The organism is Saccharothrix sp. NBAS 001 (assembly GCF_056640475.1).
In genome coordinates, this window is record NZ_CM153251.1 from 9,429,936 (window position 1) to 9,445,447 (window position 15,512).

Here is a 15,512-nt window from a genome sequence, read left to right on the forward strand (position 1 = left end):
TCCATGTGTGGCTCTACGTGAGCTAGCGATGACTCACCTCAGGATTCCCCCTGACCTGTCATTGCAGGTCAGGGGGCTTTCAAGCCAGCGCCCCCGGCAGGATTCGAACCTGCGACCTCGGGATTAGAAGTCCCTCGCTCTCTCCACTGAGCTACGGAGGCTGGAGGGGCTGTTGACCACGCGCTGTAGCAGCGTAGCCGCCCCACCGGACACATCGTCCGGAAGACGTGGACCGTTTCCGTCCAGGCACCGGAAGAGTGATCAAGTTGGCCGAAAAGTGATGTGGATCACGTTAGAGGAGCGGTTGAGTCGCGTTCGACGAGGGAAACGGGGAGTCTCGTCGGCTCGCCGGGTCTGCCTCCGGCCAGCAAACGAAGGGCCAGTTCGCCTGCTCGACGGCCTTTTTCGGTCAAAGGTTGACGCACGGTAGTCAGCGGGGGCTCCGTGTGCTCGGCCTCCGGCACGTCGTCGAAGCCCACTACCGACAGTTGCGACGGAACTCGGAGACCTAGGTCACGCGCCGCCTGGAGCGCGCCGAACGCCAGTTCGTCCGACGCGCACAGCAGCGCCGTCGGCCGGGGCGTCGAGGAGAGCAGTTCCCGCGCGCCCGCGCGGCCCATCGTGCGGTTGCTCCCGGCGCACTCCCACACCGGTGCCGCGCCCACCACGTCCCGGTACCCGGCCAGGCGGTCGCGGGCCACCCGGAACGTGCCCTCCCGGTCGCCGAGGTAGCCCGTGCCCAGTCCGAACGTCAGCACCCCGAACCGGCGGTGCCCGAGCGCCCACAGGTGCGCTGCGGCCATCCGCGCCCCGCCCATGTCGTCCACCTCGACCCGTGCGGTGTCCGGCAGCACAGGCTGGTCGATCACCACCAACGGCAGTCCGCGCGCCTTTACGACGTCCAGCGCGGGTGCGTCGTCGGGCAGTGAGTACGCCACCACGACGTCCGCTTGCGCCCGTGCCACGGTCGACGGCCGAGGTCCGCCGTCGGCTCCTCCGGGCATCAGCACCAGGCAGTGGTCGTGGCCGTCGACGGTGGACGCGAGCCCGTCGAGCACGATCGACACCGCCGGATCGGAGAACGCCGCCGACAGCGGCTGCGCGAGCATGAACCCGACGGCCGCGCTGTGCCGCGTGGCGAGGCTGCGCGCAACGGGGTCGGGGCCCGTGTAGCCGATCGACGCCGCGGTCTCCAGGATCCGTTCGCGCAGTGACGCCGACAGCTGGTCGGGCCGGTTGTACGCGTTGGAGACCGTCGCGCGCGACACCCCTACCGCGCTGGCCACGGTGTCGAGGGTCGGCTTGCGGGGACGGTCCACGTGACGAGATTAACCAGCGGACCCGGTGGATGTTCTGAAGCGCTTCAGTCAAACTCTCCCCATGCGCCTCGCGGTCTTCACAGTGTTCCTCTTCAACGGGGCCGTGTTCTTGTCCTGGGCTGCCCGGATGCCGACGCTCGCCGCACAGGTGGGCGCCAACGAGGCGACCCTGGGCCTGGCGCTGCTCGGCTCCAGCATCGGTCTCGCGCTCACCGCGCCGTTCGCGGCCCGTCTGTGCGCGACGGTCGGCGCGCGCCGGCTGATCGTGATCGGCGCGATCGTCACCGTGCTGGCCGTGCCGGCCCTCTCGCTCGCCGGCTCGCCGCTGCACCTCGGCCTCAACCTGTTCGTCCTGGGCGGTTGCGGCGCGGCGCTGGACGTCGGCATGAACGTCGCCGCCGTCGCCGCGTCCCGCGCGCTGGACCGCCCGCTGATGCCCCAGTTCCACGCCGGGTTCAGCGTCGGCGGCCTGGTGGGCTCGCTGGGCGCGGCGGGCGCGTCGGCGGCGGGGTGGGGCCTGCGCACGCACCTCGTGGTCGTCGCGGTGATCGGCGCGCTGGCGATGGCCGCCGTGGTCCGCTCGGTGCCCGGCGCGACCGGCGAGCCGGCCCGCGAGCGCACCGAGGACCGTTCCGTGCTGCGCCGCCCGCTGCTGTGGCTGCTCGCGGGCATCACCGTGCTCTCCGCGATCGCCGAGGGCGCGTCGGCGGACTGGTCGACGCTGTTCTTCGTCCGCGAGCGCGACCTCACCGAGGCCGTCGCCGCCGCGGCCTACGCGGGCTTCTCCGTGGCGATGGTCGTCGCCCGGCTGGTCGGCGAACCGGTGCAGCGCCGGCTGGGCCCGTACCGGCTGCTCGGCGCGGGCGCGGTGGTCGCGGCGGGCGGGATCGGGCTGACCGTGCTGGTCGAGGCCCCGGCCGCCGGGTTCGTCGGCTTCGCGCTGGCCGGGCTCGGCCTGGCGTTCTGCTTCCCGGTGGTGATGGACCTGGCGGGCGACGCGGGCAAGCGAGCCGACGGCACCGGCGGCGAACGCGAGATCGGCCTGGTGACGACCGTCGCCTACACCGGCTTCCTGATCGGCCCGCCGGCCATGGGCGCGATCGCGCACGCCAGCTCGTTGAGCGTCGCCCTGGGCGTCATCGCGCTGGTCATCGCTCTGATCGTGCCCACGGTGTGGCTGGCCGACCGGGCGCGCGCCCGTGAACTCAGGCTGGAGGCAGCCGGTTCAGCGCGGCCTTGACCAACGGTTGCAGCGTCGCGACCATCTGCTCGCCCTTACCGCCGACCAACGTCATCGCGACCAGGATGCTGCGGTTGGGGTTCACGGCGGTCGTAGTGGTGCACACCATCGCGTTGCCGTCCTGGTCGCACGACACCCACGACGAGTGACCCTCCACAAGCACCTCACGGCCCTTGGTCTGCCGCTGCCGCACGTGCTCGTACTTCTGGTAGAGCGCGGTGACGACGCTCGCGCCGTCGAACACGAACTGGCACGACTCCTGGATCTGGTCGTCGCGCCGCGCGGGTTCGCGGGTCATCGCGCCGACCGGCTTCAGATCGTCCGTCGTGAGCAGCTTGCACGGATCCACGCCCGCCACGGACCGTTGTTTGGCGATCTTCGGCGTCCCGTCGGACGCGGCCGATGGGGTGGTCGTGCTGTTCGCGGGTGTGACGCCGGCCTCGGGCAACGGGTCGCCGTTGACGGTGTAGCTGCACCCGGTCAAGACGAGCGCGGAGAGGGCCAGCACGACCCACGTGCGAGAGCTGGTCACGAAGCGCAACGGTAGTCGGTGCGATCACAGCACGTCCGGCGGTTGGTGGTCGCGTTGCCGTGCCGCCTACGCTCGACCCCGTGCCCATCGACGCCCCTGCCCGCTCCACGCGCACTGGTCTGGTCCCATTGCTGGTCGTCGGCACGGCGATAGCCGCACTGCTGGCCGCCGGACTGGCCTCCGTGACCGGTGGCGACACGTCAGGTCTGCTCGTGGTGCGGGTGGTCACCGAGTCCGCCGCCGTCGTGACGATCGGCTCCCTGCTGCTGGCCGCCTTCCTGGTGCCGCCGCAGCGGAGCGGGACGCTGGCCGCCGACGGCTACGCCGCGCTGCGCACGGCCGGCTGGGCGGCTCTGGTGTGGACGCTCGGCGCGGTGGCGTCGGTGCCGTTCACCGCCGCCGACGCGCTCGGCCAGCCGGTCAAGGCGCTGCTGGACCCGTCGGTGCTGTTCACCGTCGCGGGCATCCTGGAGCAGACCAAGGCGTGGATGGTCACCGCGGTGATCGTGGCGCTGCTGGCGTTGGGCTGCCGGCTGGTGCTGTCCTGGGGCTGGACCTCGGCGCTGTTCTTCCTGTCCGTGTTCGCGCTGGTGCCGGTGGCCGTGACGGGGCACTCGTCCGGCGGCGGCTCGCACGACGTGGCCACGAACAGCCTGCTGTACCACCTGATCGCGGCGGCGCTGTGGGTCGGCGGCCTGATCGCGCTGCTCGCGCACGGCCGGCGCGGCGGTGCGCACCTGGACCTGGCGACGACCAGGTTCTCCAAGCTCGCGTTGGTCTGCTGGATCGTGATGGCCGTCTCGGGCGTGGTGAACGCGTGGGTGCGGCTGCCGTTGAGCGAGCTGTTCACCAGTGACTACGGCCTGCTCGTGCTGGGTAAGACGGTCGCGTTGATCGCGCTCGGCGTGTTCGGCTGGTTCCAGCGGCAGAAGAGCGTCAAGCAGGTCGTGGAAACCGGGTCGGGCCGTTCGCTGCTGCGGCTCGCGGGCGTCGAAGTGCTGCTGATGTTCCTCACCATCGGTCTGGCCGCCGCGTTGAGCCGTACGCCACCGCCGGCGGAGGGGCGCGCGTTCCCGAGCACGGTGGAGCTGCGCATCGGCTACGACCTGTTCGGCGCGCCCACGATCACGCGCCTGCTGTTCGACTGGCGGTTCGACCTGATCTTCGGCACTGCCGCGATCGCGTTGGCCGTCGTGTACGTGCTCGGTGTGCTGCGGTTGCGCCGTAGGGGCGACAAGTGGCCCGTCGGCCGCACGGTCGCGTGGGTCGCGGGCTGCCTCACGGTGCTGTTCGCCACGTCGTCCGGGCTCGGCCGGTACGCGCCCGCGATGTTCAGCATCCACATGGAGAGCCACATGCTGCTCTCCATGCTGGCGCCGATCCTGCTCGTGCTCGGCGGCCCGGTCACGTTGGCGCTGCGCGCGCTGCCGCCCGCGGGCAAGGACAACCCGACCGGTCCACGCGAGTGGATCCTCGCGTTCGTCCACTCGCCCGTGACGAAGGTCCTCACGAACCCGTTCGTCGCGCTGGCGCTGTTCGTGGGGTCGTTCTACGGCCTGTACTTCTCCGGGCTGTTCGACTGGGCGTTGGACTTCCACTGGGCGCACCTGGCGATGAACGCCCACTTCATCCTGGTGGGGTACGTCTTCTACTGGCCGGTGATCGGCATCGACCCGGCCCCCAACCGGCTGCCGCCGTTGGGCCGGCTGGGGTTGCTGTTCGCGTCCATCCCGTTCCACGCGTTCTTCGGCATCGTGCTGATGAGTTCGCAGACCGTGATCGGCGAGAACTTCTACCGGGCGCTGGCGCTGCCCTGGGTGACGTCGCAACTGGAGGACCAGCGGCTCGGCGGCGGCATCGCGTGGGCGGCGGGGGAGGTGCCGCTGATCGTGGTGATGGTGGCGCTGCTGGTGCAGTGGGCGCGATCGGACGATCGGGACGCGCGCCGGTCGGACCGCAAGGCCGATTCGGACGGCGATGCGGACCTGGCGGCCTACAACGCGATGCTGCGCAAGCTGTCCGAACGGGAGTGACGGCGGTACCCGCCCGGCGCGACGTCCGCACAAGGTGCCCTCGACCGTCTTACAGCGGGCGGCGGAACCCGCGCACCGCGAACACCCAGCCGATCACCGCGAGCACCGCGCTGGTGCCCAACGCGGCCACCACACCGGTGACCGGGTGCGACAGGGCCAGCGCCCGTGCCGCGTCCACGGCGTAGGTCAGCGGGTTGACGTTCGCGATCGCCTGGAGCCAGCCGGGCAGGCCCGAGACGGGCACGTACGCGCTGGAGGCGAACATCAGCGGGAACATCGCCAGGAAGCCCACGGTCTGCATGAGTTCGGCGTTGCGCAGCCAGCTCGCGATCGCCAGGAAGATCCAGCCCAGACCCCAACCCACGGCCAGGGACAGGGCCAGCGCGCCGGCCACCCCGGCGACGCCGCCGGCGGGCGCGAACCCGAAGATCGTCACCGCGAACAGCAGCATCAGCACCAGCTGCGCGGCGGTGCGCACCAGGTCGGACAGGCTCCGCGCGACCAGCACCGACCCGAGCCGGATCGGCAGCGAGCGGAACCGCGCCAGCACGCCGTTCTTCATGTCGGTGACCAGCCCGACGCCCGCCTGGAGCGCGGACTGCATGGCCGTGTTGACCAGGATCGCGGGCATCAGGAAGTCGATGTAGGAGACCCCGGGCGGGAAGCCCGGCGTGTTCGCGATGCTGGAGAAGATCTGGCTGAACAGGGTGAGCATGATCAGCGGTTGCAGGATGCTGAACACGATCATCCGCGGGTCGCTGACCAGCGTGCGCAGCGAGCGCTGGGTCAGCACGCCCACCTGCGTGAGGAAATCCGTTCCGCGCCAGCGCGTCTGCGGCGCGGCGAGAGTGGCAGTCATCGGGGGAACTCCTTCTCAGGCCGCGTGTGCCGCGAGGGTGAGGTAGACGTCGTCCAGGGTCGGTTCGCCCAGCGCCAGCTCGGTGGCCTCCAGGCCGACCTCGTCCAGCGCGCGGACCACGATGGCCAGCTCGCGCGAGGACGTGACGGGCGCGGTGAGCGTGTTCAGCGCGGGCACGGGCTGCATGCCGGCGCGTTCCAGGGCGTGCTGCGCCTTGGGCAGGTCGGAGGCGTCGGCCAGGGTGACCGTCACGGTCCGCTGGCCCACCTGCGCCTTGAGTTCGGAGCTGGTGCCCGAGGCGACCACCTTGCCCTGGGCGAGCACCGTGATCGAGTCGGCCAGCCGGTCCGCCTCGTCCAGGTACTGGGTGGTGAGCAGGACCGTCGTGCCGTCGCCGACCAGCCCTTCGACGATCTCCCACAGGCCGAGCCGGCCCGCCGGGTCCAGGCCCGTGGTCGGCTCGTCCAGGAAGATCACCTCGGGGTGGCCGACCAGGCTCGCGGCCAGGTCGAGCCGTCGCCGCATGCCTCCCGAGTACGTGCGGGAAGGGCGTTTGGCGGCGTCGGCGAGGTCGAACAGCTCCAGCAGCTCGGTGCCGCGCGCCCTCGCCTCGCGGGTGCTCGCGCCGAGCAGGCGGGCGATGAGGATCAGGTTGTCCAGGCCGGACAGGCCCTCGTCCACGGCGGCGAACTGGCCGGTCAGTCCGATCCGGCTGCGCACCTGGTGGGCCTGGCGCACCACGTCGAAGCCGCCGACCGTCGCGGTGCCGCTGTCCGGCGGCAGCATGGTCGTGAGCACGTTGACCAGCGTTGTCTTCCCCGCGCCGTTGTGGCCGAGCAGGCCGAGCACGGTCCCCTTGGGCACGGCGATGCTCACGCCGTCCAGGGCCTTCTGCGCGCCGAACGATTTGCCGACGTCCGACGCCACGATCATCAGGTCGTTCACTGGTTTCCCCTCAGTACGCCGTGCAGGTACAGCTCGACTAGTTGTTCGGCGTCGGCGGTGGAGTCGCCGAAGCCGTCGCCTTGCATCCGGTTGGTGAACACCAGGCCCAGCAGCAGGCGCGCGGCCAGCTCCGGGGGGACGCGCATCCGGTGCGCGTCGGGTTCGAACAGCTCCGCGATGCGCGCCGAGAGCTGCTGCATCTCGACGGGCGGGCCCTTGTGCTCGGAGTCCCGGCGGTGCGGGTCGTAGCCGGACTCGCGCAGCACGCCCAGGAGCTTCCACATCCGGTCCAGGTAGCCCGTGACCGCGCTGATCGCCCACGACAGCCGGTCGGCGAGCCGCTCGGCCCGGCGGGCTTCGGCGAGCAGGTCCAGCTCGCCGTCGACCGCGAGCACCGAGCGGATGCACGTCGCGATCAGCTCCTGCTTGTCCTTGAACGCCCGGAAGACCGTGCCCTCCGCGATGCCCGCGGCCTTGGCGATCTGGCTGGTGGTGACGTTCGCGCCGTGGCTGTAGAGCAGTGGGAGGGCGGCGGCGACGATCGCCTCGCGGCGGTCCTCGACGCTCATCGCCGGGGCGCGCTTGCGGCGTTGGGTGGAGTCTTCGGGCATGCCGCCAGAGTATGAGTGAGTCCTCACTCATGTCAAGGAGTGAGGACTCACTCATAACTTGTCCACACCCTCGTCCGCCCTGTCCACAGATTCGGAACAGCCCTTTCGCCGCAGCTCCGAGCCCTGCAACCTGGACACCGGAGATCAACCCCAGGAGGCGGAGATGGCTTACAACGACACTCGGATCACGGTCTGCGGCATCGTCGCGAGCAAGATCACTCACACGAAGGTCGGCACGGGGTTCAGCCGTGCCGGGTTCCGGGTCCACAGCCGGGAGCGGCGCTACGACCGCGACCGCGACGACTGGATCTCGGGCCCGGACATGTTCCTGATGGTGACCTGCTGGCGCGACCTGGCGGACAACGTGCACGCCTCGCTCAACCGGGGTGACCCGGTGGTGGTGCACGGCAAGGTGCGGATCAGGGAGTTCGACGACAACGGCCGGACCCGTCAGGCGGTCGACATCGAGGCGACCGCCGTGGGCCCCAACCTCGTCTCCTGCACCGCCCACCCCGTCCGCGACCGCGCCGAGGAGGGCCCGGTCGTCGTCGCACCCCGCAAGGAGGACGAGCCGACCCTCGCCTTCGCCGGCGTGTCCCTCAACCGGACCCGTCCACCCGAACCGACGTCCCAGCCGGCCCCGCCCCGGCCCGCCGCCGTGCCCCGGCCGGGCTCGTCGCCAGAATCCGGCCTCCCGCCGGAGCCCGCCGTCCCGGCTTCCGGCCGACCAACGGACGCCGAACAGCCCCAGGAGGTGTCCCAGGCCCCCGGTTGACGATCACGCCCCCGCCGGGCTCGCCCCGAGCCCGGTCGGCTCACGGAACCGGCGATCCACGGCCCTGACGGCCGGTGACCCCGAAGGTTCGCGGGCGCGGCCGGGTTGACTCCGCCTGCTCCGGTTACCCGGCCCACGGGGGCCATCGGCTCCGGCTGTGGTGTCGCGGGCCCGTGTCGCCTCAGGCCGGTCGCTCGCACTCGTCGTGCGCCGCGCAAGGCGTCGACGCAGGTCAGCGGCCACTGTGTCGCACCGCAACCGGTGCGGCGGGCGGGGTAGTCGTTCGGCCGCGCGATCCAGGCGGCCGGCCTAACGGAAGGCGGCAGTTCCGGTGACGCAGAGGAGTGAGTTGGGGCAACCGAAGTGTGGCCCTGGGCCGTTCGGGGCATGAATGGTGGAAACGAGTCGGCGTGCGGGCTCGACACGGAGAATGCGCGTCGAGTGTCGCCGTCACGAGCATCGAGGAGGGAGGTCGTGGGCAGCCGCTGAGGCGGTACCCCGTACAGGCGAGAGGGCTTGACACCGCAACGAGTTCACGCATCCGGCTGGATCCGCTGGTCACAGCGCCGCGCCCGCGCGGCACCGACACGCTGTGACAGGAGTGGGTGACCCACGTTCGCGTTAACTCTGCGTTGTCGCCACCTTCGTTGCCGGCGTCCGAGGTACTTGCCCGATCGGCACCGCTCTACGATCGCGGGCATGGCCGAGTTCATCTACACCATGAAGAAGGTGCGCAAGGCGCACGGGGACAAGGTCATCCTCGATGACGTCACCATCATGTTCTACCCCGGTGCGAAGATCGGCGTGGTCGGCCCTAACGGCGCCGGCAAGTCGAGCGTGCTGAAGATCATGGCCGGCCTGGACACGCCGGGCAACGGTGAGGCGTACCTGTCGCCAGGGCACACGGTCGGCATCCTCCAGCAGGAGCCGCCGCTCAACGAGGAGAAGACCGTCCTGGGGAACGTTCAGGAGGGTCTCGGAGAGATCAAGGTGAAGCTGGACCGCTTCAACGAGATCGCCGAGAAGATGGCCGTCGACTACTCCGACGAGCTGATGGAGGAGATGGGGCAGCTCCAGGAGGAGCTGGACCACGCGAACGCGTGGGACCTCGACTCGCAGCTGGAGCAGGCGATGGACGCCCTGCGCTGCCCCCCGCCCGACGCCGAGGTCACGACCCTCTCCGGCGGCGAGCGCCGCCGGGTCGCCCTGTGCAAGCTGCTGCTCAGCAAGCCCGACCTGCTGCTGCTCGACGAGCCCACCAACCACCTGGACGCGGAGAGCGTCCTGTGGCTGGAGCAGCACCTGGCCCAGTACGCCGGCGCCGTCCTGGCGGTCACCCACGACCGGTACTTCCTGGACAACCTCGCCGAGTGGATCCTGGAGCTGGACCGGGGCAAGGCGCACCCCTACGAGGGCAACTACTCCACCTACCTGGAGAAGAAGGCCGAGCGCCTCGCGGTGCAGGGCAAGAAGGACCAGAAGCTCCAGAAGCGCCTCAAGGACGAGCTGGACTGGGTCCGGTCGGGTGCCAAGGCCCGCCAGGCCAAGTCCAAGGCCCGTCTCGACCGCTACGAGGAGATGGCGACCGAGGCGGAGAAGACCCGCAAGCTCGACTTCGAGGAGATCCAGATCCCGCCGGGCCCGCGCCTGGGCAGTGTCGTGGTCGAGGTCGACAAGCTCAAGAAGGGCTTCGGCGACCGGGTGCTGATCGACAACCTGTCGTTCAGCCTGCCGCGCAACGGCATCGTCGGCGTGATCGGTCCGAACGGCGTCGGCAAGACGACCCTGTTCAAGACCATCGTGGGCCTCGAAGAGCCGGACGCCGGCACGGTGAAGGTGGGCGAGACGGTCAAGCTGTCCTACGTCGACCAGAACCGCGCGGGCATCGACCCGAAGAAGAACGTGTGGGAGGTCGTCTCCGGCGGTCTCGACTACATCCACGTCGGCAACGTCGAGATGCCGTCCCGGGCGTACGTCAGCGCGTTCGGCTTCAAGGGCCCGGACCAGCAGAAGCCCGCGGGCGTGCTGTCCGGCGGCGAGCGCAACCGGCTCAACCTGGCGCTCACCCTCAAGCAGGGCGGCAACCTGATCCTGCTCGACGAGCCGACGAACGACCTGGACGTCGAGACCCTCGGGTCGCTGGAGAACGCCCTGGAGCAGTTCCCCGGCTGCGCCGTGGTCATCTCGCACGACCGGTGGTTCCTCGACCGCGTCGCCACGCACATCCTGGCGTGGGAGGGCACGGACGAGAACCCGTCGCAGTGGTACTGGTTCGAGGGCAACTTCGAGGGCTACGAGAAGAACAAGGTGGAGCGTCTGGGCGCGGAGGCCGCGAGGCCGCACCGCGTCACCTACCGCAAGCTCACACGAGACTGAGCAGCGACGTCGTGGCGGCGAGGGGCGAGGCGCAGGCGGACGCCGAGGTGAGCACGCTGGTCGTGCCCGCCTGGCGGCTGCGTTGGCGGGCACCGGAGCTTGCTCTGGTGCTGGGTGAGCGTGCTGTCGCGCTCGCCTCCACCCGCCGTGACGAGGTCGACCGGTTGCGCGCGGAGTCCCTGGTGGTCTTCGCGAGCAACCGGATGGGCCGGGGCGTCAAGATCGCCGACCGGGCGCTGGACGCCCTGAAGGCGGCCGAGGCGGAGGCCGAGCACGAGACGGCGTGGCGCCTGCGGGTGGAACTGGCCGACAGCGCCAGGTCCGTGGGCGCGCCGCTGACCGGGTTCGCCGCCGTCCGCCCGGTCCTCGAAGCGCAGGACGTCCCGGACGCCCTGCGCGCCTCGGCGCTCGTGCAGGCCAGCGAGTGCCTGGTCTCGGTGGGGCGCGGCAGCGCGCTCGCCGAGGCGTTGGCGGAGGCCGACCACCTCTACTCGACCGACCCCGTCCAAGACCACGACACCACCCTCCTGCTGCGCGGGCTGCTCCGCGCGGCGGCAGCCGGACAGCACCGGCGCTGGGGCGACCTGGAGGCCGCGATCGCCGCGGCCCGTGAAGGCGTCGACCTGCTGGACCAGCTCGCCGACCAGGCGTCCGACAGCGGCCAGGTCCGCGGCCGGCTCACCGTGGAACTGGTCTGCGCGCTGATGGACGCGGGCAAGCCCGCCGAGGCGTCCGAGACCGGCACCCCGTTCCTGGACCGCCCGGTGCGCGCGCCGTCGGCGGCGTCCGCCGGCTGGCTGCGGCTGGCCCTGGCGACCAGGGTGCACCTCCCCGCGGGCCGGGTCGACCAGGCCCGCGACATGCTCCGCGACGCGGCCGACAACGCCGAGCGCCACCAGCTGGACACCCTGGTCGCGGAGAGCCTGCTGGCGCTCGCGCACGTGCACGAGGTGTCCGGCGACCTGACCGAGGCCCTGGCGAACCTGCGTTCCGCGCACGCCGCCGAACGCCGCAGGGCCCGCGCCGTCTACGCGGTGCGCGCCCGGCTGGCCGCCGAGTTCTCCGGCGTCCACCGCCAGCCGACCGGCCAGCACGACCAGCTGGCCGCCCTGCTGCGCGAGAAGAAGCCGAGCACCGCCCCCACCCCGGAACCCCACCTGACCCCCGAGGTCAAGCAGCAACTCCGCCAGTGGCGACCGGTGCAGGTCCACCGGGCCGAGGGCCTGCGCGTCAAGCGCTCCCGCCGGGCGGCCGAAGACATGACCGTGGAAGGCATCTCCGCCGCCCGAGCCCACGCCGCCGACCGCTGGCGGCTGGTCCAACCCTTCGGCGAACCCACCTCGCCCCCGACCCGGCCGACCACCCGCAAGACCCCACCCCGGACCTCCCGACGGCCCGCACCCCTGAGCCCCCGGCAACCGACACGCCGGACCACGCACCGGACCACACGCCGCACCACGCACCCGACCACACGCCGCACCACGCGCAGGACCACCCGGCAGGCACCGCACACCCTGCCGACACCGCCCACCCGCCCGACACCGCAGCGCAGCCGGCGAACCACCACGCGACCCACCTGACGGACCAACCCGCCGAACACCCCACCGAGTCCGCAGGGGGCCGCCGCCGGGCCCCGGACCCGGCTCCGTCCTCCGCACCCCACGCGGCTCCCGCACAGCCGCCCGCACCGCCCGAGCCCACCACCCCGCCGGCCTCGCCGACCCCGGCGGCCATGCAGCCCTCGGCGCAGCCCGCCCCCGCAGACCCGCCGTCGCCGTTGCCGCCGACGTCCCCGCAGACCCCGACCCGGCAGACCCCGACGCAACTGCCCCCGATGCAACTGCCCTCGACGCAAGCGGCACCGCCACAGTCGGCACCCCCACACGCGGCACCCCCACACGCGGCGTTGCCACAAGCGGCGTTGCCACAATCGGGACCGGCGCAGCCGACCGCCCGGCGGTCGACGTTCCCGCAGTCGTCGGACTTGGACGCGGCGGTGTTCGGACGTCCGGAGCACGCGAGGAGCGGCGAGGCCCGCCCGCTGCCCAGCCGTCCGCGTGAGCAGTCCTACCTCGAACAGACGTACCTCGAACAGAACTTCCCCGCTCCGCAGCCTCCGGCGGCCCAGAGCCAGTCGGTTCCGGCGCAGTCGACTCCGGGGCAGTCGACTCCGCCGCAGTCCGGTCCGGTGCAGTCCGGTTCGGTGCAGTCCGCTCCGCCGGTGTTCCCGCCCTCCCACCAGGCCCCGAACCCCGTGGTTCCGCCGCAGTCGATCATCGGGCAGGGGCTGCCGTCGTCGCTCCAGGCCGGTTCGGCGCGGGGCGAGAGCGGGTTGGCCAGGGCATTCCAGCCGGTGCACCCGGATTCGCCGTTGGCCGCGCAAGGCGCGTCCGCGCAGTCGCCGACCTCCGGGTCCGCAACGGGCTTCCCGGAATTCGATCCGAACTCCCCGCCGAGCATTTCCGCGCTCGAAACTTCCGACCCCGGCACTTCGCGCGCCGAAACCGCGCCGGCGACCACTCCGGCACCATCCGTGACGACTTCGGCAGACGTGTCGACGCACGACGATCTCGACCGCCCGTCCTCCGGCGAACGCAGTGTGTCCGCAGCCGGTCTGATCGCCGCAGCGGGCGCGGTGCGCAGCGGGCGGCGGCGAGCGGCTCGGGAAGCCGCGGGGGAGACCTCCGAGAAGGCCGCCGAGCAGGTTGTCATCCCGCAGGGCTCGGACGGCGGCAGCGTGCTCGAAACGCTCAAGGCCGCCGGCCTGCTGGACTCGCAGCGTGCCGGCGGACGCCGCCGCGCACCCGACGACGGCGACGACCCCACCCACGACGCTTCCGACCCGAACGCGGCCGCTGTGCCGGCGGCCGACGAGATGACGACCGGCGGGGCGGCGACGGAGGCAGCGGCGACCGACCAGGTCGGCAGCAGCCACTCCACCGCCGCCGGCGAGTCGGGCTCCGGCGACAGCCCGGACGTCGGCTACACCGCCGACCCCGCGCGCGGACCGCAGGTCGACGCGTCGTCGTGGCGGGTCGAAGCGCCGTCCCGCCTGCGGGACGAACTGCCTTCCCGGACCCGTGACGAAGCCTTCTCCCGGCTCCGTGACGAGGTCCCGTTCACCTCCCAGGAGGAGGTGACGGTGATCGACATGTTCGACTCCCCGACGATGGTCCAGCCGGCGATCCGGGACGAGGACGCCCCGCCCGTCGGTCTGGGTGCCGCGTTCGTGAAGGGCCCGGTGATCCCCACCGCCCGGGTGCCCGACCCACCGGACTTCCCGGACCCCTTCAAGCTGTCGCACCCCGACCCGTTCCCCGACCCGGTGCCGAACGTGCCCGAGCCGGACCAGGTGCCGCCGGTCCCGATCCCGGACCCGGTCCCCGCACCCCACCCGGACCCGTCACCCCACCCGAGCCCGCAGCCGAGCCCCGGCCCGTCGGAGGACCCGGACCGCTCGCCGGAACCCGAGCCGTCGCCCTCGCAGCCGTCGCCCTCCCACCTGCTGCCCGAATCGCCGCCGGAACCGCCCGTGACGCCGGAACGGTTGGGCCCGGCGGAGCTGCTGCCGTCGCCGGGGCCGTTCGACGTGTCCGGGGCGTACTCGCCGCGCTCGTCGCTCGGGATGTCCGCCGTCTCGCCCCCCGAGGCCGAACCTGTCCTGGCTCCGTTCGAGCCCCCCACCCCGGCTTCCGCTGCGGACCAGATGACCGGACCGGGGGTCGCCGCGAATCCGCTGATCCCGTCCGGCTTCCTCGGTCACGCCGATGTCGAGGACGACGGCCCGACCGACCCGACGCCGGTCAACGCCACGACCGCGTCGCTCGACACCGGCACTTACGCCACGGGCACTTACGCCACGGGCTCGTACGACACCGGTTCGTACGACAGCGGGTCGTATGACACCGGCGCTGCGTTCGACAGCACTGCGTTCGACAGCAGCGGGTTCGACGGCGGTTCGTACGGCCTCGGTTCGGGCGGCCAGGTCCCGGCTTTCGACGGTCCCGCCTTCGATGGTCCGGCCGCCCATGACCTCGCCGCCCGTGATCTCGCCGTCCATGATCTCGCGGGCGATGGTCCCGCCACCGATCAGGTCTTCACCACCGGAACCGGGACTCCCGGCGACTCGGGCCTGGGCGACTCGGATCGGGGCGACTCGGATCGGGGCGACGGGGTTGCGGCGGGGCAGGGGTCGTCGGGCCTGCCGGACGTGACCGCCGAAGTGCAGGCTCCCGTTGCTCCGAACGCCGACACCCCCACCTCCGATGTGACGATCGGCGATCCCGCCCCCTCCACCGACCAACCGGTGGGCGAAGAGCCGTTCGTCACATCCGTTGTCGTCGGCGGGCGGTCGATCGAATTGCCGCCGTTGGTCGAGCCGCCGCCGGTCAGTGAATCGCCCAGCGTCACGCGCGCGTCCCGTCGCCCCAAGAGTGACCTGAGCCTGGCCGAGTTGCTCGCCGAGGCACTGGTCGCCTACGAGGCGGGCCGGCGGGAGGACGAGGCCGCCCAGGCCGGGGCCGGCGGCTTCGCCGACGAGGCCGAACCCACCGTTCCGATCGTCGCGGTGGGGCCGCCGGAAACCGACGCGGAGACCACCGCGCCCATCCGGCCGGTGACCGGCGACGCACCTCGGTGGACGTTGCCCGAAAGCTGAGAAATGATTTGAGGTTTAAATGAGGTTTCCCGCAGGTAACGTGCGCGGGACGCCGAAAATAGCCGTGTCGCGGTGAATTTTCCACTTTCGGCGCAAGTGGCTCGATTCAGTCCGCCGGGTTGCTCCGACAGGGTGGCGGGCGTCTGGTTAAGTGGTGGCCGGACC

Annotated in this window: 11 protein-coding genes and 1 tRNA gene; 6 read left to right on the forward strand and 6 right to left on the reverse strand. The window is 71.6% G+C overall.

What is annotated here, in order from left to right; genetic code table 11:
- Positions 1–88: 88 nt before the first annotated feature.
- Both AC0HI0_RS42600 and AC0HI0_RS42605 read right to left on the reverse strand, forming a co-directional pair.
- Positions 89–161: transfer RNA gene (locus AC0HI0_RS42600), tRNA-Arg, on the reverse strand.
- Between the two features lie 126 nt (positions 162–287).
- Positions 288–1,319, reverse strand: coding sequence for a LacI family DNA-binding transcriptional regulator (locus tag AC0HI0_RS42605; protein ID WP_480929138.1), 1,032 nt, complete (start codon positions 1,317–1,319; stop codon positions 288–290).
- Positions 1,320–1,380: 61 nt separating this feature from the next.
- Here AC0HI0_RS42605 and AC0HI0_RS42610 point away from each other — a divergent pair, with 61 nt between their 5' ends.
- Positions 1,381–2,559: an MFS transporter gene (locus tag AC0HI0_RS42610; protein ID WP_480929139.1), complete on the forward strand. Its 1,179-nt coding sequence runs from the start codon at positions 1,381–1,383 to the stop codon at positions 2,557–2,559.
- On the opposite strand, the gene AC0HI0_RS42615 is transcribed toward AC0HI0_RS42610, so the two are convergent.
- Positions 2,525–3,091 (reverse strand): DUF3558 family protein, encoded by a 567-nt coding sequence (locus AC0HI0_RS42615; RefSeq protein WP_480929140.1) that lies wholly within the window; start codon positions 3,089–3,091, stop codon positions 2,525–2,527. The genes AC0HI0_RS42610 and AC0HI0_RS42615 overlap by 35 nt on opposite strands.
- Positions 3,092–3,171: 80 nt before the next feature.
- Here AC0HI0_RS42615 and AC0HI0_RS42620 point away from each other — a divergent pair, with 80 nt between their 5' ends.
- Entirely contained in the window at positions 3,172–5,124 is a 1,953-nt protein-coding gene (locus AC0HI0_RS42620; protein WP_480929141.1) for a bifunctional copper resistance protein CopD/cytochrome c oxidase assembly protein, read from the forward strand.
- A gap of 49 nt (positions 5,125–5,173) precedes the next feature.
- Here AC0HI0_RS42620 and AC0HI0_RS42625 read toward each other — a convergent pair whose 3' ends face one another.
- The 3 genes from AC0HI0_RS42625 to AC0HI0_RS42635 are packed head-to-tail and all read right to left on the reverse strand — an operon-like array spanning position 5,174 to position 7,539.
- Positions 5,174–5,983, reverse strand: a complete 810-nt coding sequence (locus AC0HI0_RS42625; RefSeq protein WP_480929142.1) for an ABC transporter permease — start codon at positions 5,981–5,983, stop codon at positions 5,174–5,176.
- 15 nt (positions 5,984–5,998) lie between these two features.
- Entirely contained in the window at positions 5,999–6,928 is a 930-nt protein-coding gene (locus AC0HI0_RS42630; RefSeq protein WP_480929143.1) for an ATP-binding cassette domain-containing protein, read from the reverse strand.
- A complete protein-coding gene (locus AC0HI0_RS42635) occupies positions 6,925–7,539 on the reverse strand; it encodes a TetR/AcrR family transcriptional regulator (protein WP_480929144.1) in 615 nt (204 codons plus the stop codon). Before AC0HI0_RS42635 ends, AC0HI0_RS42630 begins: the two co-directional genes overlap by 4 nt.
- A gap of 163 nt (positions 7,540–7,702) precedes the next feature.
- Here AC0HI0_RS42635 and AC0HI0_RS42640 point away from each other — a divergent pair, with 163 nt between their 5' ends.
- The 4 genes from AC0HI0_RS42640 (at position 7,703) to AC0HI0_RS42655 (ending at position 15,347) form a co-directional block, all read left to right on the forward strand.
- Complete coding sequence (locus AC0HI0_RS42640; RefSeq protein WP_480929145.1) at positions 7,703–8,314, forward strand: single-stranded DNA-binding protein; 612 nt, start codon at positions 7,703–7,705, stop codon at positions 8,312–8,314.
- A gap of 699 nt (positions 8,315–9,013) precedes the next feature.
- Positions 9,014–10,690 (forward strand): energy-dependent translational throttle protein EttA, encoded by a 1,677-nt coding sequence (gene ettA / locus AC0HI0_RS42645; RefSeq protein WP_480929146.1) that lies wholly within the window; start codon positions 9,014–9,016, stop codon positions 10,688–10,690.
- An 11-nt stretch (positions 10,691–10,701) separates the two neighbouring features.
- A complete protein-coding gene (locus tag AC0HI0_RS42650; protein WP_480929147.1) occupies positions 10,702–12,270 on the forward strand; it encodes a hypothetical protein in 1,569 nt (522 codons plus the stop codon).
- A gap of 953 nt (positions 12,271–13,223) precedes the next feature.
- Entirely contained in the window at positions 13,224–15,347 is a 2,124-nt protein-coding gene (locus tag AC0HI0_RS42655) for a hypothetical protein (RefSeq protein WP_480929148.1), read from the forward strand.
- Positions 15,348–15,512: the final 165 nt, after the last annotated feature.

Bases quoted from the DNA above. Each gene is read 5' to 3' on its own strand.
- AC0HI0_RS42635 (WP_480929144.1), bottom strand. From the start codon at position 7,539: ATGCCCGAAGACTCCACCCAACGCCGCAAGCGCGCCCCGGCGATGAGC.
- AC0HI0_RS42610 (WP_480929139.1), top strand. From the start codon at position 1,381: ATGCGCCTCGCGGTCTTCACAGTGTTCCTCTTCAACGGGGCCGTGTTC.
- AC0HI0_RS42640 (WP_480929145.1), top strand. From the start codon at position 7,703: ATGGCTTACAACGACACTCGGATCACGGTCTGCGGCATCGTCGCGAGC.
- ettA (WP_480929146.1), top strand. From the start codon at position 9,014: ATGGCCGAGTTCATCTACACCATGAAGAAGGTGCGCAAGGCGCACGGG.
- AC0HI0_RS42625 (WP_480929142.1), bottom strand. From the start codon at position 5,983: ATGACTGCCACTCTCGCCGCGCCGCAGACGCGCTGGCGCGGAACGGAT.